Origin of the sequence: Pseudomonas sp. DCB_BI (genome assembly GCF_026240995.1) — a bacterium.
Classification (GTDB): domain Bacteria; phylum Pseudomonadota; class Gammaproteobacteria; order Pseudomonadales; family Pseudomonadaceae; genus Aquipseudomonas.
Genome location: NZ_JAPFCG010000012.1, coordinates 1 through 24262 on the forward strand (window position 1 = coordinate 1; position 24262 = coordinate 24262).

Sequence of the window (24262 nt, forward strand, 5' to 3'; positions counted from 1 at the left end):
CCCCCCCCCCCCCCCCACCCCCACCACCCCCCGAGCCTCCCCCCCTACTGCATCAGCCTCACGCCAGCGGGGGTGCCTGTGGGAGCGGGCTTGCCCCGCGAAGAATCCAACACAGTGCATGGCACGGGCTTCGCCCGTGGTCGCGGGACAAGCCCGCTCCCACAGGGATTGCGCTAGCTTCTAGAAATTGAGCAAGCCAGTTGTTTCCCCAGGTACTGCATCAGCCTCAAGCCTGCGGGGTGCCTGTGGAAGCGGGCTTGCCCCGCGAAGAATCCAACACAGTGCATGGCACGGGCTTCGCCCGTGTTCGGGACAAGCCCGCTCCCACAGGGTGCCGCGCTAGATTCTAGAAATTGAGCAAGCAGGTCGTTTCCCCAGGTACTGCATCAGCCTCAAGCCTGCGGGATACCTGTGGGAGCGGGCTTGCCCCGCGAAGAATCCAACACGGTGCATGGCACCGGCTCCGCCGGTGTTCGCGGCTAAAGCCGCTCCCACAGGGGCCGCGTAACGCCACTTAGACGGTCTTGGCTATGCGCCCGGCCAGCAACGCCCACCCCAGCAGGAGCACGCAGGCAATCGCCAGCGGCCATGAGCGCCATTGCAGATACGGTGTCAGTTGCTGCATCGGCACCACCTCGCCATACAGCACCGCCTGCTGGAACTGCGGCACTTGCGCGGTAATGCGGCCAAACGGGTCGATTAGCGCGGTCACGCCGTTGTTGGTGGCGCGGATCATCCAGCGGCCTGCTTCCAGCGCACGCATCTGCGCCATCTGCAAGTGTTGCAGCGGGCCGATGGAGGTGCCGAACCAGGTGTCGTTGCTGATGGTCAGCAACAGGTCGCTACGTGCCGCCAGGCCTGCGGCAAACTCTGGGTAGACCACTTCGTAGCAGATGTACGGCGCAATCTGGTAGCCCTTGGCCTGCAGCAACGGCTGGTCCTCCGGCCCGCGGGCGAAGTCCGACATGGGCAGGTTGAAGAACTCGATGGCGCCACGCAGCATGTCCTGTAGCGGCACGTACTCGCCGAACGGCACCAGTTTCTGCTTGAGGTAGGTGCCATCGCCTTCGCCGGTCACGGTGATGCCGTTGTAGTAGCGACGCTGGTGATGCACCACTTCACGCACTGGCACGCCAGTGATCAGCGCCGAATGCCGCTCGGCGGCGAAGCGGCCCATCACGTCGATGTAGCCCTGGGCCTGGTCTTTCAGCACCGGTACGGCGGTTTCCGGCCAGATCAGCAGGTCTGCAGGCTTGGAGCTGAAGCTAAGGTCACGGTATAGCGCCAGTTGCGCATCGATGTGCGCCGGGTCCCATTTCAGGTCCTGCTCGACGTTACCCTGGATTGCCGCCACTTTCAGCGGGTCGCCGGCCGGTTTGGTCCAGGCATGGCCCTTGAGCGCAAGGCCCAGTGCCCAAGGCGCCAACAGCAGTACAGCGGCAATGGCCAGGAACGATGGGCGGGCGCGCAGGCGGTGCAGGTTGCACAGCAGGGCGGCAGTGAGTGCCAGGGTGAAGGAAATCAGCCACACCCCGCCCAGCGGCGCCAGGCCTGCCAGCGGACCATCAAGCTGGCTGTAGCCGGCGTATAGCCAGGGGAAGCCGGTGAGGAACCAGCCCCGGAAAGCTTCCTGCAGCAGCCATAGCGCGGCGAAGCACAGGGCATCGGCCAGTGGCGCCTCATTGCGCCTTAGCCAGCGTGCCCACAACCAGGTGGGCAAGGCAAAGAACCACGCCAGGGCGGCGAAAAATGCCAGCAACAGCAGGATCGCCAGCAACGGCGAGGCGCCGCCGTAGGTGTTCATGCTGACGTAGATCCACCAGGTGCCGGCGCCATACAGGCCAAAACCGAACCACCAGCCGCGCCACATGGCCTGGCGCGGGCTTAGCTCGCGCAGGCCAAGGTAGAGGATGCCGATGGACAACAGCGCCAGCGGCCAGATGTCGAACGGCGCCAGGGCAAGGAGGGTGGAGGCGCCGGCCGCCAAGGCCAGCAGGTTACCGGGCCAGCCGGGGCGGGTGATCCAACGCATGTTTTTCCTTAACGGCTGATCGGGGTCAGGCGCAGCAAATGTATCCGCCGGCTGTCGGCGTTGAGAATACGGAACTTGTAAGACCCGATCTCGGTGGTTTCGTTACGCTTGGGCAAATGGCCAAACGCACTCATCACCAGGCCGCCCACCGTGTCGAACTCGTCATCGGAAAACTCGCTGTCGAAGAACTCGTTGAAGTTCTCGATCGGGGTAAGCGCCTTGACCAGGAAATCACCGCTGGGTAGCGGCTTGATGTAGCTGTCTTCCTCGACGTCGTGCTCGTCCTCGATATCGCCGACGATCTGCTCCAGTACGTCTTCGATAGTGACCAGGCCAGCCACGCCGCCGTATTCATCGATGACGATGGCCATGTGGTTGTGGTTGGCGCGGAACTCGCGCAGCAACACGTTCAGTCGCTTGGACTCGGGCACGAACGTGGCCGGGCGCAGCAGGTCCTTGATGTTGAAGCTGTCGCCGTTTTCCTTGAGGATCAGTGGCAGCAGGTCTTTGGCGAGCAGGATCCCGAGCACATCGTCGTGGCTTTCGCCGATCACCGGGTAACGCGAGTGCGCGGCGTCGATCACTGCCGGCAGGAATTCGCGCGGCGACTGGCTGGCCTTGATGCTGATCATCTGCGAACGCGGGACCATGATGTCGCGAACCTGCAGGTCCGCGACCTGTATGGCACCTTCGACGATGGTCAATGCTTCGCTATCCAGCAGCTTGTTCTGATGGGCTTCGCGCAGCAGCTCAAGCAGCTCCTGGCGGTTTTTCGGCTCATGGACAAAAGCCTGGGTCAGTTTACCCAGCCAGGACTTCTGCCCGTTGCTCGATCGATCTTCGCTCATGGCGGTTCTCGTGATCCTTCGTGTATCAGTGTGTGTTGGTGTCGGTTTCATCGCCAGCGTACGGGTCGGGGTGACCCAGTTCTGCCAGCAATTCTCGTTCCAGGCCTTCCATTTCCTCGGCTTCCTCATCATCGATGTGGTCGTAGCCAAGCAGGTGCAGGCAGCCGTGGATGACCAGGTGCGCCCAGTGAGCTTCCAGCGACTTGCCTTGTTCGGCGGCTTCGCGCTCAACCACCGGCACGCAGATGACCAGGTCGCCCAGCAGCGGAATGTCGAGCAGGTCATCGGGCACGTCGGCCGGGAACGACAGCACGTTGGTCGCGTAGTCCTTGTGCCGGTAGGTGTGGTTCAGCTCGCGACCTTCGGCTTCGTCGACCAGGCGAATGGTCATTTCCGAATCGGCGCTGCGCTGGCGCAATGCAAGTTCGCACCAGCGGCGGAAGGCGGTGTCATCCGGGGCGGCAGCATCCGTGGCCCGTTGTATATCAAGTTCAAGCATCTTTGCCGGGCGCCTCGGGCTTGGCCTGGCGGGCTTCGAAGCGGTCGTAGGCTTCGACAATGCGCTGCACCAGTGGGTGACGAACCACATCTTTGGGTTGGAAGTGGGTAAAGCTGATCCCGGGAACGTCCTTCAGTACCTCGATGACGTGCGCCAGACCCGACTTGGTGCCACGCGGCAGGTCGACCTGGGTGATGTCACCAGTAATGACGGCGGTGGAGCCGAAGCCGATGCGGGTGAGGAACATCTTCATCTGCTCGAGCGTCGTGTTCTGGCTTTCGTCGAGGATGATGAAGCTGTTGTTCAGGGTGCGGCCACGCATGTAGGCCAGCGGGGCGATCTCGATCACCTGGCGCTCGATCAGCTTGGCCACGTGCTCGAAACCGAGCATCTCGTACAGGGCGTCGTACAGCGGGCGCAGGTAAGGGTCGATTTTCTGCGCCAGGTCACCGGGCAGGAAACCGAGCTTTTCGCCCGCTTCGACCGCCGGTCGCACCAGCAGGATGCGGCGTACCTGTTCGCGCTCCAGCGCGTCCACCGCGCAGGCGACGGCCAGGTAGGTCTTGCCGGTACCGGCCGGGCCGATGCCGAAGTTGATATCGTTGGCGAGGATTTCCTTGACGTAGCGCTGCTGGTTGAGCCCGCGCGGGCGGATATTGCCCTTGCGCGTGCGCAGCGACACGCTGACCTCATTGACGGCCGGGTTGTCGATGTGCTCGACGGCCGATTCCTGCAGGTACAGGTGCACGGTTTCCGGCGACAGGTCGCTGGCCTTGGTCTCGCGGTAGAGACGGCGCAGCAGCTGTTCGGCAGCGGAGGTGGTTTTGGGTTCGCCGATCAGTTCGAACTGATTGCCACGGTTGCGGATTTCGATGGCCAGGCGCTGTTCGATCAGGCGCAAGTGCTCGTCGAACTGGCCGCACAAGTTGGCGAAACGATGGGCCTCGAAGGGTTCGAGGATGAAACGATGGGGTTGTATGGGTGCGTTCAAGGTCGTTTTTAGCCGCTCGACGGCGATGGAGGTGAACTCAAGAATAACCCTTGAATGGCAGTGGCGAAAGCACTGAAACGATCAAGGGTACTCATGGACTGTTCCGGCAGGCAAAGCAGATCAGCAAGGCCATCTGTTATCATGCACCCCTTTTCTTACGCATGTGTTATCCCACCAGACATGAGCAAGCGCGAACCCGCCATCTACAAAGTGATCTTCCTCAACCAGGGGCAGGTCTTCGAGATGTACGCCAAGCAGATCTACCAGAGCGATTTGTGGGGCTTTCTGGAAATCGAGGAATTCGTTTTCGGCGAGCGCTCGCAGCTGGTGGTGGACCCGAGCGAGGAGAAGCTCAAGAGCCAGTTCGAGGGGGTGATCCGCAGCTTTGTGCCGATGCATTCCATCGTGCGCATCGATGAGGTGGAGCGGCTGGGCACGGCGAAGATCAGCGAAGCCAAGGGCGGCGGCAATGTCATGCCGTTCCCGATGCCAATGCCGGAAAAATGACCCTCAGGGGAGTGGCGAGAACGGCGTGCGCCCTTCGGCGTTCTGCAGCTCCAGCAGGTACTTGCGGAAAATCTGGCCGAGCACCTGGGTCGCATGCTCAAGCTCGTCGCGGGGCATTTGCTCGGTGACTTCGTCGGCCATGTCCAGCGCATCCTCGGCGCCGTTGACCGCGGCCATCTTCAACAGGATGTAGGCCTGCACATTGTTGGCCTTGACCCCTTCGCCATGGAAGAACATCGCGCCCAGCCGGTATTGGGCATCGGCGTGGCCCTGCAGTGAGGCCTTCTGGAACCAGTCCAGCGCCTTGTTCAGGTTTTTTGGCGTTTGCGTGTAGTAATACTCGCCCAGTTCGAACTGCGCCTGGGCATCCCCCGCGGTCGCCGTCTGCTCGCAGGACTTGAGGGCGTTTGCCAGGTCTTCAGGCTGAACGTTCAAGGTGCAGCGGCTCGTTGCCGGAATCAGCAGCGAGTTACCGCCCTCCGCCAAAGCCAGCAGGGGCTGAAGAAGCAACAGGCAGCCCAGGGTCAGGGCGCGGCCGGTGCGGTTCATGGGGATCGACTTACCTCTGCAAAGCTGCGGCCAATGTCTTTGGTGGCACATTATGGGATAAGCAGCGCCAACCTTACAAAGTTTTACTCGAATTTCTGCTTGGTTGGGGAAGTCAGCTGATTGTGCATGGGCAATTATTGCCTGTACCGGCCTCTTCGCGGGGCAAGTCCGCGCCTATAGAGACCGGTGCAGGCTGGCAATTACTTCAGTGCAGCAAAGGCCTTTTCAGCCGCATCCAGGGTGATCTGCAGCTCCTTGTCGCCATGGGCGATGGAGGTGAAGCCGGCCTCGAAGGCGCTTGGCGCCAGGTACACGCCACCGTCGAGCATCAGGTGGAAGAAGCGCTTGAATCGCTCGGCATCGCTGGCCATCACGTCGTCGAAAGTGACGATATCGTCGGCGCCGCTGAAGTACAGGCCAAACATGGCACCGGCCTGGGTGGTGACGAACGGTACACCAGCAGCATCGGCGCGCTGCTGCAGGCCGTCGAGCATGCGACTGGTGTAGTCGGTCAGTTCAGCGTGGAAGCCCGGGCGGCTGATCAGCTTCAGGGTGGTCAGGCCAGCGGCCATGGCCAGCGGGTTACCCGACAGGGTGCCGGCCTGGTAGACCGGGCCGAGCGGGGCGATGCAGCCCATGATTTCGCGCTTGCCACCGAAGCAGCCGACCGGCATGCCACCGCCGACGATCTTGCCGAAGGTCGACAGGTCCGGCTTGATGCCGTAATGGCCTTGGGCGCCGCCCAGGGAAACGCGGAAGCCGGTCATCACTTCGTCGAAGATCAGCACCACGCCGTGCTTGTCGCACTGCTCGCGCAGGCCTTCGAGGAAGCCTGGTGCTGGTGGTACGCAGTTCATGTTACCCGCTACTGGCTCGACGATGATGCACGCCACAGTCTTGCCGACTTCGGCCAAGGTTTTTTCGACCGCGGCGATGTCGTTGAACGGCAGGGTCAGGGTGTGCTTGGCGAAATCCGCCGGCACCCCTGCCGAGCTCGGGACGCCCTGGGTCAGCAGGCCGGAACCGGCTTTTACCAGCAGGCTGTCGGAATGGCCGTGGTAGCAGCCTTCGAACTTGATGATGGCGTCGCGGCCGGTATAGCCGCGGGCCAGGCGGATGGCGCTCATGGTGGCTTCAGTGCCCGAGCTGACCATACGTACCATTTCCATCGACGGCACGATTGAGCAGACCAGGTCGGCCATTTCGGTTTCCATGGCGGTCGGGGCGCCATAGGACAGGCCGTGCTCGAGCTGCTTGCGAACCGAATCAAGTACGTCCGGATGGCCGTGGCCGAGGATCATCGGGCCCCACGAGCCGACGTAGTCGACGTAGCGCTTGTCGTCCTCGTCAACGACGTAGGCGCCTTCGGCATGTTTGAAGAACAGCGGCGTGCCGCCAACGCTCTTGAAGGCGCGGACCGGCGAGTTGACGCCGCCTGGGATGTGCTTCTGGGCTTTGGCGAACAGGTCTTCGGAACGGGACATGAAAGGTTCTCTCGAAATCAGGATGCTAACAAGGCATTGAAGGCGCGGGCGCGGCGGGTGACTTCCTGCGCGCTGTCGGCACCGAACAGGCCATGGATCACCGCCAGCAGGTCGGCGCCATGGGCGACCAGCGGGGCGGCGTTGTCGAGGGTGATGCCGCCGATCACGGCAATCGGCAGTTTCACTTGGGCGCGCGCCTGCTCCAGCAGTTCGACGTTGGCGGCGGGCGCACCCGGTTTGGTAACAGAATTGAAGAAACGGCCAAACGCCACGTAGCTGGCGCCTTCACTGGCGGCCTGGACGGCCAGGTCGAGGTTGGCGTGGCAGGTGGAGCCGATGATCGCCTTGCGGCCAAGCAGGGCGCGGGCGGGCGTCAACGGGCCATCGGTCTGGCCCAAGTGCACACCCACGCCCAGGCGTGCCGCCAGTTCGGCGTCGTCGTTGATGATCAGCTGGGTGCCGTAGCGCTCGCAGAGCTTCAGCAGCCCTTCGGCTTCGCGCAGGCGGCGCGCCGCGTCGTCGCTTTTGTCGCGGTACTGCAGCAGGCACACGCCGCCTTCAAGCGCCGCTTCGACATGGGACAGCAAACGGCCGGCGAGCAACTGGCTGTCGGTGATGGCATACAGACCGCGTAACTTCATTGAAAGCCTCGTATCAGGAGCAGAAGTCCAGGGGCAGGCGACGTGGCACATACTGGCCCTTGCCCAGCTGTTCGGCATCACGCAGGGTGCGCCAGGTATAGTCCAGGGCGCTGCGCACGGCGCTTTCCAGCTGTTCGCCGAGGGCGAGGCGGCCGGCCAGGGCGCTGGCCAGGGTGCAGCCTGAACCATGGTAGCTGCCCGGCAGGCGCTGGCAGGTCCAGGTGTGAAGCTGGCCGTCCTGGGTGTACAGGCGGTTGTGAATTTCGTCTTCGTCGCCGTGACCACCGGTAATCAGCAGGTGTCTGCAGAACGGCAAGAGTCTCTCGGCACACTCGTCGGCGCTGCCTTCAGGCAGTTCAGCGAGTATCCGCGCTTCTGGCAGGTTCGGCGTCGCGATGGTCGCCAGGGGCAGCAGGCGTTCGCGCAGCGCGTAGCCCACTTCGTCCTTGCCCAGGCGGCCGCCGCCACCGGCACGCAGCACCGGGTCGCAGACCAGCGGCAGGTGCGGGTGGGCGGCGAGCAGTTCGGCGACGGTGTCTACCATCTCGATCGAGCCGAGCATGCCCAGCTTGACTGCGGCTACCGTGGAATCGGCCAGCACGGCATTGGCCTGGGCCAGCACCCACTCGCGGTCGAGCACGCGGAAGTCGGAAACATTGACAGTATCCTGTACGGTCAAGGCGGTCACTGCAGGTGCAGCGTGACAGCCTTGGGCGATCAGGGCTTCGATATCTGCCTGCAAGCCGGCGCCGCCACTTGGGTCGTGGCCGGAGAGACAGAGGACAACGGGGCGGGAGCTGTAGGTATTCATGGTCGGCGAGCTTACCACCAAACCTGTTTGGGCGGATCGTCCGACAAAACGGATTTGTTGATCGATCGGTCAGTTTATTGCTCGGCTAGTATCTGTAAGTGCTGATTTAGAGCCTTTTCTTTGTGTTTTGGTATCGCCGGTTGCCAGGTTGTGAAGCTATGCTAGAGTGCTCGGATAACTCTACAAACGGGTTCTGCAGGATCACGTCGTCTCAAACGGATGGGGGGCAACCGCGACGCGACCGGACAGGCCATGCTGGGGCTGTATGCGCTATTTGCTGATTGTGCTTCTGGGTTTGCTGCCCGTGCTGGCCGGAGCGGTCGATTTCGACGACGCGACCGGGCATGTTCCGTTGGGCAAGGCCATGCAGGTTTACGAAGACCTCGACGGCAGCGCCAGCATCGCTCAGGTCAGCGCCCCTGGCTTCGCCAAACGCTTTCGCCTCCATCAGGACGACGTGCTGAACGCCGGCTATTCCAAGTCGGTGTTCTGGCTCAAGGTCGATTTACGTCCCATTGCCGCGCCTGGCGCTGCCCCCCGGCAATGGCTGCTGGAGCTGGCCTACCCACCGCTGGACCACCTTGAGCTGTTTTTGCCCGATCACGACGGGGTGTACCGCCTGGCCCAGCGTACCGGCGATGCGTTGCCTTACGACAGTCGGCAGATCCGCCAGAACAACTATCTGTTCGAACTGCAACTGCCGCCTGGCCAGGTGACGACCGCTTACCTGCGGCTGCACAGTCAAGGTTCTGTGCAGGCGCCGCTGGCGTTGTGGTCCCCCGAGGCCTACATGGAGGCGCAACCTACTCGCCTGTACGTGCTGGGGATGATCTATGGCGTGTTGTTGGTGATGCTGGTTTACAACCTGTTCATCTACCTCAGCGTGCGCGATGTCAGTTACCTCTACTACATTCTCTATATCGCTTCGTTCGGCTTTTATCAGGTCTCGGTGAATGGCGCGGGTGTGGCTTACTTCTGGCCAGACAGCCCGTGGTGGGCGAACGCCTCGACACCGCTGTTCATTGGTGCTGCTGGGCTGTTCGGTTGCCAGTTCGCCCGGCACTTCCTGCAGGTGGGTAGCATCAGCCGTGGTCTCGACCGGTTGTTGCTGGCGCTGATGCTGGGCGGGGCAGTGGTCATGGTGCTGGCGGTGAGCATGCCTTATGGCCTGGCCCTGCGCATGGCCACGCTGCTGGCGTTGCTGTTTACCGTGAGCATTTTCGGCGCCGGGCTGTATGCCTGGTGGCGCGGCTTGCGCGTGGCGCGCTGGTTCATCATTGCCTGGACGGCATTCCTGCTGGGGGGCCTGGTCAACACCTTGATGGTGCTGGGGTACCTGCCGAACGTGTTCATCACGATGTATGCCAGCCAGCTGGGCTCGGCGCTGGAGGTGGCGCTGCTGTCGCTGGCGCTGGCCGACCGCATCAATAGCTTGCGCGAGCAACAGGCGCAGGCCTTGCGCGAAACGGGCCGCACGCTGGAGCAACTGAACCTGCAACTGGCCAGGAGCAACCGGTTGAAGGACGAATTCCTGGCCAGCGTGACCCACGAACTGCGCACGCCGATGAATGGAGTGATTGGCTCGCTGGAGCTGATGCATACGCTACCGATGGAGGCCGAGATGGCCCAGTACCATGGTACGGCGGTAGGGTCGGCGCAGGGCATGATGGACATGGTTGATTCAATACTTACCCTGTCAGAATTGCAGGCAGGCCGCTTGCGTGCCCAGCCGGCGCCGTTCAGCCTGCGTTCGCTGATGCAGGCTTTGCGCGCCGGTTATGCGGGGCAAGCGTTGAGTAAAGGCGTGTACCTGAGCCTGGACATCCCGGCCGATTTGCCCGATGGGCTGTTGGGTGATGGGCCGAAGTTGGCGCGTTGCCTCGAGTGCCTGGTCGACAACGGCTTGAAATTCACCCATCAGGGCGGCGTGGTGATCCAGGTGCGCGGGCGCCGCGTGGGGCCGGATGATCTGGCGCTGACCTTTACTGTCAGTGACAGTGGAATTGGGTTTGATGACCTGGACCAGGCGACCTTGTATCAGCGCTTCTTCCAGGTGGATGGCTCGATGACCCGGCGTTATGGCGGGTTGGGGATCGGGTTGTCGATTTGCCGGCAGATGGGGGAGTTGCTTGGCGCGCGGTTGGCGCACGAGTCGACGCGCGGATTGGGGAGCCGGTTCGAATTGAGTTTGAACATGGCGGTGGCGCAGGTGCAGATGAGCCCGAATATGCTGCAGACACGGCGCTCGATCTCATAGGGGCTGAAGAGGTTGCGGTGAACACCTGTCAGCCCAGGTGCATTGCCAAGGCATGCGCCACCCCCACCACATGTTTAGTCATTAATGCCCCTTTGACTACCCCGCAAGCAGTGCTTCACTGGGTCTCTCAAGCCTACCCGGATTCAGGAGCCCCCCGATGAACCTGCACCAGTACGCTGAAACCCACGAAGTTACCAACCAGCCTCCGTCCCTCGACGGTGCCAACCTGTACCGCCTCGACCTGCCATTGCAGGAGTGGGCACGGCGTTTCGGCGCGGGCTGGGCAGAGTCGCGGATAGATGCCTACGGCGCCCTGGCGGGCGGCCCGCTGATGCAGGCAGGTTTTCTGGCCAACGCGCACAAGCCCGAGTTCATCAGCCACGACCGCTATGGCCATCGCATCGACCTGGTGGAGTTTCACCCGGCCTATCACGAGCTGATGCGTACCGCCGTCGAGCATGGCCTGCCGTCGCTGCCGTGGGCAGAGCCCCGCGCTGGCGCCCATGTGGCGCGGGCTTCGATGACCTACCTGCACAGCCAGGCCGAAGCCGGCACTGGCTGCCCGCTGACCATGACCTTCGCCGCGGTGCCGGCGCTGCGCCTGCAACCGGAACTGGCCGAGTACTGGCTGCCGAAAATCCTTTCCTGCGAATATGACCCGCGCAATGTCGGCGACCGGCACAAGGCCGGGGTCACCCTGGGCATGGCCATGACTGAAAAGCAGGGGGGCACCGATGTGCGGGCCAATACCACCAGGGCCTACCCGGTCAGTGCGCCGGGGCCGGGCCAGGCCTATGAGCTGGTTGGCCACAAGTGGTTCTGCTCGGCGCCCATGTGCGATGCCTTCCTGACCCTGGCGCAAACCGAGAAAGGCCTGAGCTGCTTCTTGCTGCCGCGCCATCGACCGGACGATAGCCGTAACCAGTTCTACATCCAGCGCCTGAAGAACAAGCTGGGCAACAGCTCCAATGCATCCAGCGAAGTGGAGTTCCGCGGCGCGCTGGCGTGGATGATCGGCGAAGAAGGGCGCGGCGTGCCGACCATCATCGAAATGGTCGCCATGACCCGTTTCGACTGCATGGTCGGTTCCAGCGCGCTGATGCGCCAGGCGTTGACCCAGGCCACCCACCACTGCGCGCACCGCAAGGTCGGAGGGCGTGTGTTGAATGAGCAGCCGTTGATGCAGAACGTACTCGCCGACCTCGCTCTGGAGAGCGAGGCTGCGCTGGCCCTTAGCCTGCGCATGGGGCAGGCGCTTGAGCAACTGGATGATCCGCAGCAGGCGCACTTCGCCCGTTTGGTGACCGCCGTGGGCAAGTACTGGATCTGCAAGCGTGCGCCGGCAATGATCAACGAGGCCGCCGAATGCCTGGGTGGTGCGGGTTATGTGGAGGACAGCATCCTGCCGCGGCTGTACCGCGAAGCGCCGGTCAACTCGACGTGGGAAGGCTCGGGCAATGTGCAGTGCCTGGATGTGCTGCGGGCCTTGTCCAAGGAGCCCGGGGTGCTCGACGCACTGTTCGCCGAACTGGGCGACGGGCACGGCGACCCGCGCTTGGCCGCGCATATCGGCAACCTCAAGGGGGCGTTTGCCGATACGGGCGACATTCAGTACCGTGCGCGGCAGTTGACCGAGGATATTGCCTTGGCGCTGCAGGCCAAGCTGCTGCTGGAGGCGGGGAATGCAGTGGTCAGTGATGCGTTTATCGGCAGCCGGTTGACGGGTAGCGGGCGGGTGTATGGGGCGTTGCCGCGCGGTGTGGATGTGGACGCGCTGGTGGCAAGGGCTACGCCTGCCTGGGCGGGCTGAGCACGCAACCGGGCAAGTTCGGCACCGGTGGGAGCATGCCTGCTGATCAACACTGATCAATGGGGGTGTAATTAGTCTGGAAGGCAGGCAAGATGGTTCTCATGCATGTCCAGACAGGAAGCACAGTGTGAGCCACGCTTTTATCGTCGTTGATACTCCCGAACAGGCCGTCGACCGTCTGGCGGCTTTGCATGAACAGGCCACAGGGGCCCTTAGCCAGGCCCTGAAGCGTTACCTGAAGGACCGTACCGAGCCTGATGCCGAAGAGCGCAACCTGTTTCGCTACCCGGCACTGCGCCTGACCTACTACAGCCACGGCGAAGTCGCCGCTACCACGCGGGCCTATGCCAAGGTCCAGGTGGCCGGCACCTACAGCGTCACCGTTACCCAGCCCGCCGCATTCCGTGGCTATCTGCTGGAGCAGCTGCGCCCGCTGATGCACGACTACACCGTCACGGTGGAAGTCGGGGTCAGCGAGCAGAACATCCCTTACCCCTACGTGGTCGACCAGGGCGACGAGCTGGCCGGCAGCGGCATTACCGCTGCCCAGCTGGCACGGGTATTCCCCAGCACCGACCTTTCAGCCGCCACCGACAACATTGCCGATGGTCTGTGCGACTGGGAGCGTGCCGAAGTCTTGCCGCTGGCGCTGTTCGACGCCGCGCGCGTCGATTTCTCGCTGCGCCGCCTGGTGCACTACACCGGTAGCGACTGGCGGCATGTGCAGCCGTGGATCCTGCTGACCAACTACCACCGGTATGTCGACCAGTTCATCAGCCACGGCCTGGAGCAACTGCGTGACGACCCGCGCTTCGTACGCATGGTCTTGCCGGGCAATGTGGTGATCGAGAAGGGCATGGACCATGGTGAGACCCAAGCGCTGGTAGCCAGCGTGGTCTGGCACCGTTACCAGATGCCGGCCTACCACCTCATCGCCGGGGATGGTGACGGCGTTACCCTGGTCAATATCGGCGTGGGCCCGTCCAATGCCAAGAACATCACCGACCACTTGGCCGTACTGCGCCCGCACTGCTGGCTGATGATCGGCCACTGTGGCGGCCTGCGTCAGTCCCAGACCATCGGCGACTACGTGCTGGCCCACGCCTACATGCGCCGTGACGGCATCCTCGATCGCGTAGTGCCGCCAAATATCCCTATCCCGGCACTGGCCGAAGTGCAATTGGCGTTGCAGGAGGCCGCCGCGCAGGTTACCGGCGAGCGTGGCGAGCAGTTGAAGAAACGCCTGCGTACTGGCACCGTGCTGACCTACGATGATCGCAACTGGGAGCTGCGCTGGGCTCAGGAGCGTCCGTTGATCAACCTGTCGCGTGCGGTGGCGGTGGACATGGAAAGCGGCACCATTGCCGCCCAGGGTTACCGCTTGCGGGTGCCATACGGCACCTTGCTGTGTGTGTCCGACAAACCGCTGCACAGCGAGATCAAGCTGCCGGGTTCGGCCAACGCCTTCTACAACCGGGCGGTCAGCCAGCACCTGAAGATCGGCATTGCGGCCCTCGACCTGTTGCGCACCGAGCTCAATTCGCTGCACTCGCGTAAACTGCGCAGCTTCGATGAGCCGCCGTTCCGCTGAGGATCCATGCCACTGCCACCCCGTAACAAGCCGCGCCGCCCCCAGGCGCGGCCTGCCATTGGCCCGCGTCGCCAGCCCAAGGCACCGCCGGCCGAGCCGCGCCTGATCCTGTTCAATAAACCCTTCGACGTGCTGACCCAGTTCAGCGACGGTGAAGGGCGCGCGACCCTCAAGGATTTCATCGACATCCCGGGCGTGTACCCGGCCGGGCGGCTGGACCGTGACAGTGAAGGCTTGCTGTTGCTGACCAACGATGGCGGGTTGCAGGCCCGGATTGCCGACCCCAGGCACAAGCTGGCCAAGACCTACTGGGTGCAGGTGGAGGGTGAGCCGAGTGACGAGCAGTTGCAGCGCTTGCGTGATGGCGTGGAGCTGAACGATGGGCCGACCTTGCCGGCAGAGGCGCGGCGCCTGGAAGAACCCGAACTGTGGCCACGCAACCCGCCGGTACGCTTTCGCAAGAGCGTGCCGACCCGCTGGCTGGAGCTGGTGATCCGTGAGGGGCGTAACCGCCAGGTACGGCGGATGACGGCGGCGGTGGGGCTGCCGACCTTGCGCCTGGTGCGGGTGCGGATCGGGGATTGGGCGCTGGATGGGCTGGCGCAGGGTTGCTGGCGGGAGGTCCCTGCCAAGCTTTAGCTCAGATCAAAGGCCTGGTCGCGGGCACGCCCGCTCCCACAGGGACGGCGCAATACTTGAAGGCAGCGCCAAATCTGTGGGAGCGGGCGTGCCCGCGAATGGCCCTGGAATTTTTTACACGCCTTCGAGAAACCCCACCACCACGCTCTTGATGATAAAGGCCAACACCCCAAGCCCCAGCACGAAGAACAGGATCAGCGTGCCGAACTTGCCTGCCTTGGACTTTTTCGCCAGGTCCCAGACGATGAAGCCCATGAAACCGATCAGCACGGTGACCAGGACGATCATCATCCACTCTTCGAATACGGCGGGATCCATCGGTGTTCTCCAGGCGGGTTGAGCGCTCGATTATACGCCTGCTGGCGCGGGCGATTAACGCAGGTGGGTCAAGGGCAGCTCGGTGCTGGCCAGCACCTGGTTGAGCACGAAGCTCGAGCGCACGCTGGTGACGCCTTCGATGCGCGTCAGGCTGCCCAGCAGCAGTTTCTGGTAGTGATCCATGTCGGGCACCACCACTTTCAGCTGGTAATCGGCATCCATGCCAGTGACCAGGCTGCATTCGAGTACCTGTGGCAGGTTGCGGATGGCGGCTTCGAAAGTTTCGAAACGCTCCGGGGTGTGGCGGTCCATGCCGATCAGCACGTAAGCGGTCAGGCTCAGGCCCAGCTTCTTGCGGTCGAGCAGTGCCACCTGGCGCGAGATGTAGCCGTCGTCTTCCAGTTGCTTGACCCGACGCGAGCATGGCGAGGGCGATAGGCCGATGCGCTCGGCCAGTTCCTGGTTGGAAATGCGCGCATCGCGCTGCAATTCGGCGAGGATGCTCAGGTCGTAGCGGTCAAGTTTGCTCATGGCATTTGCCTTTTCTGTTCGAATTGCGGCGAATTATCAATCCAGGGTGAAAAATTGCGCAAGTGCTATTTATCCAAGCAATCTTCGCAATCCTCTGTCGCAACCTGTCCGGTATCTTTATCAACAGAATCACTGCCCGGACATCAGTCCACGGCGACGCGCCCTAGGCGGGCGGTCGCGGCCAGCCATCCAACAGGATCTGCAGGCCCCCGGGCTACACAGCTTCCAGAAGACGCTGTGAGGTGAGCCGGCGCCACAAGTGCCGAGCACGGACGACAATTCCTGAAGGGAGGCCCTGTGGCCTCCCTTTTTTAATGTCTGGAAATTTAATTGGCCTGTGTGACGGGCGCGGTAGACTGGTTGCGGGTGCAGTTTTTTCTAGCGAGAGGAATACCATGAAGTCGCGCATCTGGCAGTTGGCAGGTGTTGGTTTGCTGGGTTTGAGCATCAGCCTTGGAGCCTTGGCCGAAGGGCCGGGCGAGGGGCAGGGTGAACGCGGCCAGCAGCTGCAAGGTGAAGGTGGGCCTGGGCCGGGCCGATCGCTCAACTCGCGCGACGAAGTGCGCCAGACCCAGCCCCCGCGCCAGGGCTATTATCAGGACATTCCCCAACGTCATGGCGATAACCGCCACTGGCAAGCCGGTGGCCCTGGGCAGCGCCCAGGGGGTGACTGGCAGGGCCGCCCGGATGGTCATGGCAATGGCTGGGGGCCAGGCCCGCAATATCGCCCTGGGCACACCATCGATCATTTCCCCGACCGCTACTGGAAAGTGCCTTATCGCGGCAGTGAGTACTTCTACTCGGGTGGCTACTGGTACCGCCCGCATGGCGGCAGTTACATCGTGGTGACCCCGCCTTACGGCGTGCGGGTCAACTACCTGCCGCCCTACGCGCGGGAAGTGTGGCTGGGTGGTGCGCTGTTCTTCCTGGTGGCCGATACCTACTACCAGTACCTGGCAGACAGCCAGGAATACGTGGTGGTCAACCCACCGGTCGGCGTGCCGGCACCGGTCCCGGTGGCACCTTCAAATGGTGGCTATGACGTGGTGGCATACCCGATGTATGGCCAGGGCCAGGAGCAGCAGGAGCAGGACCGTTACCAGTGCCATCGGTGGGCCGTGAGCCAGTCGGGTTTCGACCCGGCGACGGCGACGTACGCGCCGCCGGCCAACGTGCTCAGCAACTACCAACGGGCGCTGGGGGCCTGCTTCAGTGGGCGGGGCTACAGCATCAACTGATCCAGGTTTACACTGGATCGGCGTGCACCATCACATCCGCCTGTGGATAACGCTGGCGGATCACCCGTGAAGCCTCTACGCATAACCCGTGCGCTTCATGCAGCGGCAGCTGCCCCGGCAACTCCAGGTGCAATTGCACGAACCACTGGTTGCCCGACACCCGCGTACGCAGGTCATGCACGCCTTTGACCCCCGCAATCGCCAGCACCAGCGCGGCCATCTCCTCGCCAACATCGCCTGGCAGTTCCTTGTCCATCAGGATCGCCGTGCTCTCACGGGCAATTTGCAACGCACTCCAGAGGATGTAGAGGGCAATGCCCAGGCCGAACAGTGCATCCAGCTGCGGCCAGCCAAAACGGGCCAGCAGCAACGCCAGCAAGATGCTGCTGTTGAGCAGCAAGTCCGAGCGGTAGTGCAGGGAGTCGGCTCTTACCGCCGTGGACCCGGTCAGGCGGATGACTTTGTACTGAAATGCCAACAGGGCAAGCGTGAGCACCAGCGACAGCAGCATCACCGCGATGCCGATGGCGGTATCACCCAGCGGCTGCGGGTTGTGCAGGCGCTCGACCGCCTGCACACCGATCAGCACTGCACTGACGGCGATGAACAGCGCCTGCGCCATGCCGGCCAGGGCTTCGGCCTTGCCGTGGCCGAAGCGGTGGTCATCGTCGGCCGGGCGCAGCGCGTAGTGCACCGCCAGCAGGTTGAGGAACGAGGCTACGGCGTCCAGGGCCGAGTCGGTCAACCCGGCCAGCAGGCTTACCGAGCCGCTCAGCCACCAGGCCAGCGCCTTGCTCAGCACCAGGATGCTGGCTACCGCCAGTGACGCGCGGGTGGCCAGGCGCAGCAAACGCTGGTGTTCAGCCGGGGTGGTGATCATCCGTGGTCAGCGTCCTTGTGGTTCAGGCTGCTGGCACCAGGCCCAGGCTGGCAAGCTGCTCGATGCTGCCGCGGTGCTGGATCAGCCGCGGGTCGTCCAGCGGCAGACGCTGGCCCAGTTCGCTTTCGAGAATGGCCTGCAGCTTCAGGTTGTCGACCTTGCCCTCTGGGCTGACGGCTTCCTGCAGTTTCGCCGGGTCGACCTGAGCGGTACGGCCACCTGGGTAGTAGATGGCGCCGGTCGCGAAGTCGATGCCAAAGGCGATCAGCCCGGGGATCACGTAGAACAGGATGCCGATAGCGTCCATTGCGGCAACCACGGGGTCGATCTTGCCGCCGATCTGGCCGCGACGGTCCGGGTAGAAAATGGTGCCGCAGGCGGTCAGTTGGGTCAGCAGGGTGGCAATCAGGACGCCACCGATGACGCGGGTTGGGATGCGCATGTAAATCTCCGAGAAGGTTTTCAGCAGGGCAAGCGAAGCGCCAGCACCTGAAGCTAAGACCATGATAGAGCAGGCTGGGTTCGCCGTTATACTCGCGGGACTGTTCGAGGACCACCATGATTTCTTTACCAATCGATGCCGTCTTGCCTGCGCTGTGCGAGGCATTGCAAAACCGTGACGAAGCGGTGCTTGAAGCGCCGCCTGGCGCCGGCAAGACCACCCGCGTGCCGCTGGCACTGCTGCGCGAGCCGTGGCTGGCCGGGCAGACCATTCTGATGCTTGAACCACGGCGCCTGGCGGCGCGCGCGGCAGCCGAGCGGCTGGCCAGCGAACTGGGCGAGCAGGTCGGTGAAACCGTGGGTTACCGCATCCGCCTGGACAGCAAGGTCGGGCCGAAAACCCGCATCGAAGTGGTCACCGAAGGTATCCTCACCCGGCGCCTGCAGGCCGACCCCGCGCTGGAAGGCGTGGGCTTGCTGATTTTCGACGAATACCATGAGCGCAGCCTGGATGCCGACCTTGCCCTGGCGCTGAGCCTCAATGGCCGCGAACTCCTGCGCGACGACCCGCCACTGAAAATTCTGCTTATGTCCGCCACGCTGGAGGGCGAGCGCTTGTCGCGGCTGCTTGGCGATGCCCCTGTGGTCAGCAGCGAAGGGCGTATGCACCCGGTCGATATCCGCTGGGGGCGGCCGTTCCAGCCCGGCGAATTCATCGAGCCCCGCGTCGTTGACAGCGTGCTGCAAGCGCTGGCCGACCAGGCGGGCAGTGTGTTGGTCTTCCTGCCTGGCCAGGCCGAGATTCGCCGTGTGCACCAGAGCCTGCAGGAGGCCTTGGGCGAGCGGCCCGATGTGCTGCTGTGCCCGTTGCATGGCGAGCTTGACCTCAACGCCCAGCGAGCGGCCATCGACCCGCCGGCAAAGGGCCTGCGCAAAGTGGTGTTGGCCACCAACATCGCCGAAACCAGCCTGACCATCGATGGTGTGCGGGTGGTGATCGATGCTGGTCTCGCTCGGGTGCCCCGTTTCGACCCAGGCAGCGGCATGACCCGCCTGGACACCCAGCGCATTTCGCGCGCCAGTGCCACCCAGCGCGCTGGGCGGGCTGGCCGCCTGGAACCAGGTGTGTGCTATCGCCTCTGGTCTGAGGCTCAGCATGACCAACTCGCCGCCCATGGCAGTGCCGAAATCCTGCAGGCCGACCTGTCTGGGCTGGCTCTGCAGCTGGCGCGCTGGGGCGTGGCTCCCGAGCAACTGCGCTGGCTCGACCAGCCACCGCTGGCCGCGTTTGCCCAGGCTCAGGACCTGCTGGCGCGGCTCGATGCCTTCAAACCGGGCAGCCGTGACAACCTCAGCGAACATGGCCAGGCCATGGCCGAATTGCCAGCGCATCCACGTATCGCGCATTTGTTGCTGCGCGGCCAGGCCCTGGGCCTGGCACAGATGGCTTGCGATGTCGCTGCGCTGTTGGGCGAGCGGGATATCCAGCGTGGTGGTGGTGCCGATTTGCATAGCCGCCTGGCGCTGGTCAGCGGCGAGAGCAAAGCAGGGCGTGGCGGCCAGGGTGGCGTGCAACGTGCCCGGCAGCTGTCTCGCCAATACCGCGGGCTGCTGCGGGGCAAGGCTGCTACCGCAGTGGCCGACCCGGCCCATCCGCGCTGGCTGGGTGCGCTGCTGGCGCTGGCTTACCCTGACCGTGTCGCCCAGCAACGTCGTGAAGGCGGTGCTGAATATCGGCTGGCCAACGGCCGTGCGGCGCTGTTTGCCGAGGTCGATGCGCTGATGAAGTGCCCGTGGCTGGTGATCGCCGACCTGGGAAGCCGCCAGGGCCAGCGGGAGGAGCGCATCTACCTCGCCGCCGAATTCGATCCGGCGCTGCTCGACAGTGTCCTCGCCGAGCAGGTCCAGCGGGTCGATGTGCTTGATTGGGACGAGCGGGAGCAGGTGCTGCGTGCCGAGCGCCAGGTGAAGGTTGGCGAACTGGTGCTGAGCCGCGAGCCGCTTCCCGGGCTGGACGATGAAACCCGAGCCCGGGCACTGCTTGGCCTGGTTCGGCGCAAGGGCCTGAACTTGCTGACCTGGACCCCTGAGCTTCGGCAGTGGCAGGCGCGGGTGGGACTGCTGCGTCAGTTGGACCTGGACAATGGCGGGCACAGTGAGTGGCCCGACCTGGCTGACGAGGCACTGCTAGCCAGCCTGGAAGACTGGTTGCTGCCGTACCTGGGCAAAGTGTCGCGGCTCGGTCATTTCGCCGCCCTGGACCTGCCAGCGATGCTGCGCAATCTTTTGCCCTGGCCACTGCCCCAGCGTCTGGAGGAGCAGGCACCGGCACACATTGCCGTCCCGTCGGGCTCGAACATTCGGCTGGATTACAGCGAGAACCCGCCGATTCTTGCCGTGCGCCTGCAAGAGCTGTTCGGCCTTGCCGACACCCCGCGCATCGCCAATGGCCGCCAACAGGTCAAGCTGCACCTTTTGTCACCCGCACGCCGCCCGGTGCAGGTGACACAGGACCTGGCCAGTTTCTGGCGTACCACCTATGCCGAAGTGAAGAAGGACCTCAAGGGGCGGTACCCGAAGCATTACTGGCCGGATGACCCGTTGGTGGCCGAGGCAACCGCTCGGGCAAAGCCGCGGGGCACCTGAAGGGCGGTTTCAGTCGACCTGCTGGAGGAGGAAGGTCAGGGTTTCGCCTTGCCTTGTATTCAGCAGGCTCATGACCTGTTGATCATGGTGTGGGTAGTCTTTTATGGCGCCCACCCGATGGCCCTCATGATCGCGGATGTAGCAGATCAGACCGTGTTCGGTAAGCTCCAGCGGCTCGAGCTTCCAGTAGTCGGACACTTGCGCCAGCTCGTAGAACCCCAGGTAGCCGTTGCGGCTGAGGCCGAGTTTTTTTCGAGCCTGGCTCCCGACCGGCCTGATGTGGAAGTGGAGCCGATCTTCGGACTGGGAATGAAAGGCGAACGACAGGAGGATCGACGGGGCTGTGCCGCCTGCCATCAGCCAACCGGATTGCGGCTCAAAGCCCCAGTCCCATCGCTCAGTGCCGGTGCTTTGGTGCAAGGGAACAGTCCTGTCGCTGTCTATTGCGTACAGCCGAGCGCTGAACGACCTGGCATATCTACGCTGTATTTCGTGGTTCATGTGGGGTCACCTGGGTTATCGGGATCCCACTGTAGGTACCGCAGCGGCAGCACTGGAGGCAGAACCGCTTCCTCCAGTGCTTTGCGCCCCTGGTGCGCTCAGGTGCTGGCCTCGCCCTCCAGCAGCATGAACAGGCGGTACAGCACCACGGTGCTGAACAGCTGCAGGAAGCCACTGAGGCTGTCCATGGCCAGTTCCATGCCGGGGGAGGGCTCGGGGAAGGCCATCAGCAGCAGCCCGTCGATCAGCCAGATCGGCGCCAGTACCGCCACCACACAAATCATGATGCGCATGAAGTGCCCGGTGGTCATGCTGGCACTGTCGCGCATTGCCTGCACCACCGGGCGGCCGCGCAGTACCAGCAGGTACTCGGCGAACACCAGGTTGATCATGATCCACACGCCCGGGAAGATGAACAGCGCAAGGCCAGCCATGATCAGCAGCGAACTGATCAGGATCAGCAGCGCCAGTTGCGGCCACAGCTGCACGGCCCGGGCGAACAGGTCGCGGTTGGCGATATCCTGGCCTTTGCTGCGGGTGTCCAGGTACAGGATCAGTGCAGCACTGTACAGCGGGTAGAACAGCAGGCTGACCAGCATGCCGTAGGCCGGTGATGCCTGGTCGCCCAGCTGCCGGTACAACAGTTGGGTGAGCAGGGCCTCCAGCACCACCAGCGGCAGGCACAGCTGGAGAATGTTTGGCAGGTGGCGGCGGAAGAAGTACAGGGAGTCGCGCAGGACGCTCAGCGGATTCATCGGTCAACATCGCATGGCAGTAAAAACAAGGGCATCACTTTAGCCCAAAGCAAGCCAGGGGCTGTCACTTGCTGAAAAAAGTTTCACCGCGGCGGAGATTGAATCCCGCGCCGGCACGCCCCATCTTTGACGCTGTCCGTTGTCCTGCTACCCCACGAGGTCGCCCCATGAACACTGAAGAACAAACCCTGATCGACGGCCTGTTCGGCCGCATCAAGCAAGCCGAAGACCCAAGCCAGCCGCGTGACCCACAGGCCCAGGCCTGCATCGAGCAGCACCTGCGCCAGCAGCCGGCGGCGCCTTACTACATGGCCCAGGCGATCCTGGTGCAGGAGGCCGCGATCAAGCGCCTCGACGAGCAGAACAAGCAGCTTGAAGCCGAGCTGCAACAGGCCCGCGCGCAGGCTCAGGCGGCACAAGCCGCCAGCAGTACGCCGAGCAGTGGCGGGGGTGGTTTCTTGTCCAGCATCTTTGGTTCGAGTGGGCGCAACGCAGCGCCGGCGGTGCAGCCGCAGCGCCCTTCGGCACCACCTGTAGCATCGGGTGGTGGCTGGCGTGAGCCATCAGCACCTGGCTTCTCCCAGCCGCAGGCGCAGCAGCCTGGCTTCGGTGCCGCACCGGCACGTGGTGGTGCCAGCAGCTTCCTCGGTGGGGCCATGCAGACCGCCGCCGGCGTGGCCGGTGGTGTGTTGCTGGCGCAGGGTATCAGCAGCCTGTTCAACCACAACTCGCAGCCCGAGGAAGTGGTGGAGGTGATCAAGGAAGAGCCTGCACCTGCCAGCGACACTGGCGGCTGGAATGACCAGGGCGGGCAACATCAAGTGGCTGGCAATGGTGGCTGGGGCAGTGACCAGGGTGGGTACGCCGACACCGATTACGGCAGCGATGACGGCGGGTTCTTCTCGGACGACGATTCTTACGTCTGACAGGTCTGGCATACTGCTTGCAACTCCGGGGGCGCTTTGCGCCCCTTCGCGGGCACGCCCGCTCCCACAGATGTGCGCGCGATACCTGTGGGGGCGGGCGTGCCCGCGAAGGGCTGCGGAGCAGCCCCCCAGCACTCCAGGCCATAAATGAGGTTCCCAGGTGAAAAAGATCGCGCTGTTCGCCGATGTGCAGAACCTCTACTACACCGTGCGCCAGGCTCATGGTTGCCATTTCAACTACACCGCCCTGTGGGCCGATGTCAGCCGCGAAGGCCAGATCGTCGAGGCCGTGGCGTATGCCATCGACCGTGGCGACAGCAAACAGCAACAATTCCAGCAGATATTGCGTAACCTCGGTTTCGATGTGCGCCTCAAGCCTTTCATCCAGCGCAGCGATGGCTCGGCCAAGGGCGACTGGGATGTGGGCATTACCCTGGACGTGATCGATGCGGCCAGCCGTGTCGACCAGGTGGTGCTGGCCTCCGGCGATGGTGATTTCGACCTGCTGCTGGAGCGGGTGATCCAGCGCCACGGTACTGAAGCGGTGGTGTATGGTGTGCCTGGGCTGACGGCACTGTCGCTGATCCGCGCTGCCACCCGCTATGTACCCATCGAGGGTAAGTTGTTGCTCAAGCACTGAGGTTATTCGTGGAACGCATCGCTGTCATCGACTTTGAAACCACCGGCATTTCCCCCGGTACCGGCTGTCGTGCAACCGAAGTCGCGGTGGTAATGCTGGAGGGCGGGCGCATCGTCGAGCGCTACCAGAGCCTGATGAATGCGGGTGTGCCGGTACCGGCATTTGTAGCCGGGCTGACCGGCATCACCACGGCCATGCTGCGCAGCGCGCCGCCGGTCGACCAGGTAATGAGCGAGGTGGCCGAGTTTGTTGGCGGCACCCCGTTGCTGGCGCACAACGCGGCGTTCGACCAAAAATTCTGGGATTACGAACTGAGCCGTATCGGCCGTACCCGCAGCCAGCCGTTCGCCTGTTCGCTGCTGCTGTCCCGGCGCCTGTTGCCGGCGGCGCCGAACCACAAGCTGGGTACCCTGACCCGTTGGGCCGGGCTACCGGACACGGGCACAGCGCACCGGGCGATGGCCGATGCCGAAATGGCGGCCAACCTGTTGCAGCATCTGGCCGGCGTATTGCGTCAGCACCATGGTGTGGAGCGGCTTTCTCATGAGCTGCTGTGCAGGTTGCAGAAGACCCCTGCGGCGAAGGTCCGGAACATCCTGGCAAATTGCAGGTAAGGGCCTTCGAGCCGAACGCACCAAAAGTGTGCCGCTCATTTCAAGCCATTTTGTAACTTATGTTTACCCAGGCAGGCTCGTAAACTGAGCCACCCGTAAATGGATTTCGAGTG

General features: G+C 63.4%; 24 protein-coding genes. 10 read left to right on the plus strand and 14 right to left on the minus strand.

Annotation, left to right across the window (positions count from 1 at the left end; all coding sequences use genetic code 11):
* Window positions 1-514: 514 nt before the first annotated feature.
* Genes lnt through OO258_RS14380 form a run of 4 tightly spaced genes read right to left on the minus strand, consistent with a single transcriptional unit; the run spans window position 515 to window position 4370 of the window.
* The gene (gene lnt / locus OO258_RS14365) at window positions 515-2032 is read right to left on the minus strand and encodes an apolipoprotein N-acyltransferase (protein ID WP_266031107.1); all 1518 of its coding nucleotides are present in this window, start codon (window positions 2030-2032) and stop codon (window positions 515-517) included.
* 8 nt (window positions 2033-2040) lie between these two features.
* A complete protein-coding gene (locus OO258_RS14370; protein ID WP_110746040.1) occupies window positions 2041-2880 on the minus strand; it encodes an HlyC/CorC family transporter in 840 nt (279 codons plus the stop codon).
* A gap of 25 nt (window positions 2881-2905) precedes the next feature.
* Window positions 2906-3379, minus strand: coding sequence for an rRNA maturation RNase YbeY (ybeY, locus tag OO258_RS14375; RefSeq protein WP_266031109.1), 474 nt, complete (start codon window positions 3377-3379; stop codon window positions 2906-2908).
* The gene (locus tag OO258_RS14380; RefSeq protein WP_266031111.1) at window positions 3372-4370 is read right to left on the minus strand and encodes a PhoH family protein; all 999 of its coding nucleotides are present in this window, start codon (window positions 4368-4370) and stop codon (window positions 3372-3374) included. Before OO258_RS14380 ends, ybeY begins: the two co-directional genes overlap by 8 nt.
* Before the next feature lie 180 nt (window positions 4371-4550).
* On the opposite strand from OO258_RS14380, the gene OO258_RS14385 reads away from it, so the two are divergent.
* The gene (locus OO258_RS14385) at window positions 4551-4877 is read left to right on the plus strand and encodes a DUF1820 family protein (RefSeq protein ID WP_016489346.1); all 327 of its coding nucleotides are present in this window, start codon (window positions 4551-4553) and stop codon (window positions 4875-4877) included.
* A 3-nt stretch (window positions 4878-4880) separates the two neighbouring features.
* On the opposite strand, the gene OO258_RS14390 is transcribed toward OO258_RS14385, so the two are convergent.
* The 4 genes from OO258_RS14390 to OO258_RS14405 form a co-directional block, all read right to left on the minus strand.
* Window positions 4881-5426, minus strand: coding sequence for a tetratricopeptide repeat protein (locus OO258_RS14390; protein WP_110746043.1), 546 nt, complete (start codon window positions 5424-5426; stop codon window positions 4881-4883).
* A 200-nt stretch (window positions 5427-5626) separates the two neighbouring features.
* On the minus strand, window positions 5627-6910 hold the full coding sequence (gene hemL, locus OO258_RS14395) for a glutamate-1-semialdehyde 2,1-aminomutase (RefSeq protein ID WP_110746044.1): 1284 nt from the start codon (window positions 6908-6910) through the stop codon (window positions 5627-5629).
* A gap of 17 nt (window positions 6911-6927) precedes the next feature.
* Complete coding sequence (thiE, locus tag OO258_RS14400; RefSeq protein WP_266031115.1) at window positions 6928-7551, minus strand: thiamine phosphate synthase; 624 nt, start codon at window positions 7549-7551, stop codon at window positions 6928-6930.
* A 13-nt stretch (window positions 7552-7564) separates the two neighbouring features.
* Window positions 7565-8362 carry a hydroxymethylpyrimidine/phosphomethylpyrimidine kinase gene (locus OO258_RS14405; RefSeq protein ID WP_266031117.1) on the minus strand — a complete coding sequence of 266 codons (798 nt, stop codon included), beginning with the start codon at window positions 8360-8362 and terminating at the stop codon, window positions 7565-7567.
* Window positions 8363-8627: 265 nt separating this feature from the next.
* Between OO258_RS14405 and OO258_RS14410 the strand changes: the two genes are divergently transcribed.
* The 4 genes from OO258_RS14410 (at window position 8628) to OO258_RS14425 (ending at window position 14659) form a co-directional block, all read left to right on the plus strand.
* Window positions 8628-10619: a hybrid sensor histidine kinase/response regulator gene (locus OO258_RS14410; protein WP_266031119.1), complete on the plus strand. Its 1992-nt coding sequence runs from the start codon at window positions 8628-8630 to the stop codon at window positions 10617-10619.
* A gap of 157 nt (window positions 10620-10776) precedes the next feature.
* Window positions 10777-12429, plus strand: coding sequence for an acyl-CoA dehydrogenase family protein (locus OO258_RS14415; protein WP_266031121.1), 1653 nt, complete (start codon window positions 10777-10779; stop codon window positions 12427-12429).
* Between the two features lie 127 nt (window positions 12430-12556).
* Window positions 12557-14020 (plus strand): AMP nucleosidase, encoded by a 1464-nt coding sequence (gene amn, locus OO258_RS14420; RefSeq protein WP_110746049.1) that lies wholly within the window; start codon window positions 12557-12559, stop codon window positions 14018-14020.
* Window positions 14021-14026: 6 nt separating this feature from the next.
* On the plus strand, window positions 14027-14659 hold the full coding sequence (locus OO258_RS14425) for a pseudouridine synthase (RefSeq protein ID WP_266031123.1): 633 nt from the start codon (window positions 14027-14029) through the stop codon (window positions 14657-14659).
* Between the two features lie 114 nt (window positions 14660-14773).
* Here the strand turns inward: OO258_RS14425 and OO258_RS14430 are convergent, their stop codons facing one another.
* Together OO258_RS14430 and OO258_RS14435 are read right to left on the minus strand one after the other, a co-directional pair.
* Window positions 14774-14977, minus strand: a complete 204-nt coding sequence (locus tag OO258_RS14430; RefSeq protein ID WP_110746051.1) for a DUF2788 domain-containing protein — start codon at window positions 14975-14977, stop codon at window positions 14774-14776.
* A 54-nt stretch (window positions 14978-15031) separates the two neighbouring features.
* Entirely contained in the window at window positions 15032-15508 is a 477-nt protein-coding gene (locus tag OO258_RS14435; RefSeq protein ID WP_003249795.1) for an Lrp/AsnC family transcriptional regulator, read from the minus strand.
* A gap of 395 nt (window positions 15509-15903) precedes the next feature.
* Here OO258_RS14435 and OO258_RS14440 point away from each other — a divergent pair, with 395 nt between their 5' ends.
* Window positions 15904-16746: a DUF6515 family protein gene (locus OO258_RS14440; protein WP_266031125.1), complete on the plus strand. Its 843-nt coding sequence runs from the start codon at window positions 15904-15906 to the stop codon at window positions 16744-16746.
* A 7-nt stretch (window positions 16747-16753) separates the two neighbouring features.
* On the opposite strand, the gene OO258_RS14445 is transcribed toward OO258_RS14440, so the two are convergent.
* On the minus strand, window positions 16754-17626 hold the full coding sequence (locus OO258_RS14445) for a cation diffusion facilitator family transporter (protein ID WP_323054382.1): 873 nt from the start codon (window positions 17624-17626) through the stop codon (window positions 16754-16756).
* Window positions 17627-17648: 22 nt separating this feature from the next.
* Entirely contained in the window at window positions 17649-18068 is a 420-nt protein-coding gene (locus OO258_RS14450; RefSeq protein ID WP_110746385.1) for a polyribonucleotide nucleotidyltransferase, read from the minus strand.
* Window positions 18069-18184: 116 nt separating this feature from the next.
* Between OO258_RS14450 and hrpB the strand changes: the two genes are divergently transcribed.
* Window positions 18185-20713, plus strand: a complete 2529-nt coding sequence (gene hrpB / locus OO258_RS14455; protein ID WP_266031126.1) for an ATP-dependent helicase HrpB — start codon at window positions 18185-18187, stop codon at window positions 20711-20713.
* A gap of 9 nt (window positions 20714-20722) precedes the next feature.
* On the opposite strand, the gene OO258_RS14460 is transcribed toward hrpB, so the two are convergent.
* Complete coding sequence (locus OO258_RS14460) at window positions 20723-21214, minus strand: hypothetical protein (RefSeq protein ID WP_266031127.1); 492 nt, start codon at window positions 21212-21214, stop codon at window positions 20723-20725.
* Window positions 21215-21312: 98 nt separating this feature from the next.
* A complete protein-coding gene (locus tag OO258_RS14465; RefSeq protein WP_266031128.1) occupies window positions 21313-21969 on the minus strand; it encodes a YciC family protein in 657 nt (218 codons plus the stop codon).
* 167 nt (window positions 21970-22136) lie between these two features.
* On the opposite strand from OO258_RS14465, the gene OO258_RS14470 reads away from it, so the two are divergent.
* From OO258_RS14470 to OO258_RS14480, 3 genes are all read left to right on the plus strand, one after another.
* The gene (locus OO258_RS14470) at window positions 22137-22895 is read left to right on the plus strand and encodes a DUF2076 domain-containing protein (protein ID WP_266031129.1); all 759 of its coding nucleotides are present in this window, start codon (window positions 22137-22139) and stop codon (window positions 22893-22895) included.
* Between the two features lie 160 nt (window positions 22896-23055).
* Window positions 23056-23535, plus strand: a complete 480-nt coding sequence (locus tag OO258_RS14475; RefSeq protein WP_016489324.1) for an NYN domain-containing protein — start codon at window positions 23056-23058, stop codon at window positions 23533-23535.
* A gap of 8 nt (window positions 23536-23543) precedes the next feature.
* On the plus strand, window positions 23544-24149 hold the full coding sequence (locus OO258_RS14480) for a PolC-type DNA polymerase III (RefSeq protein ID WP_266031132.1): 606 nt from the start codon (window positions 23544-23546) through the stop codon (window positions 24147-24149).
* Window positions 24150-24262: the final 113 nt, after the last annotated feature.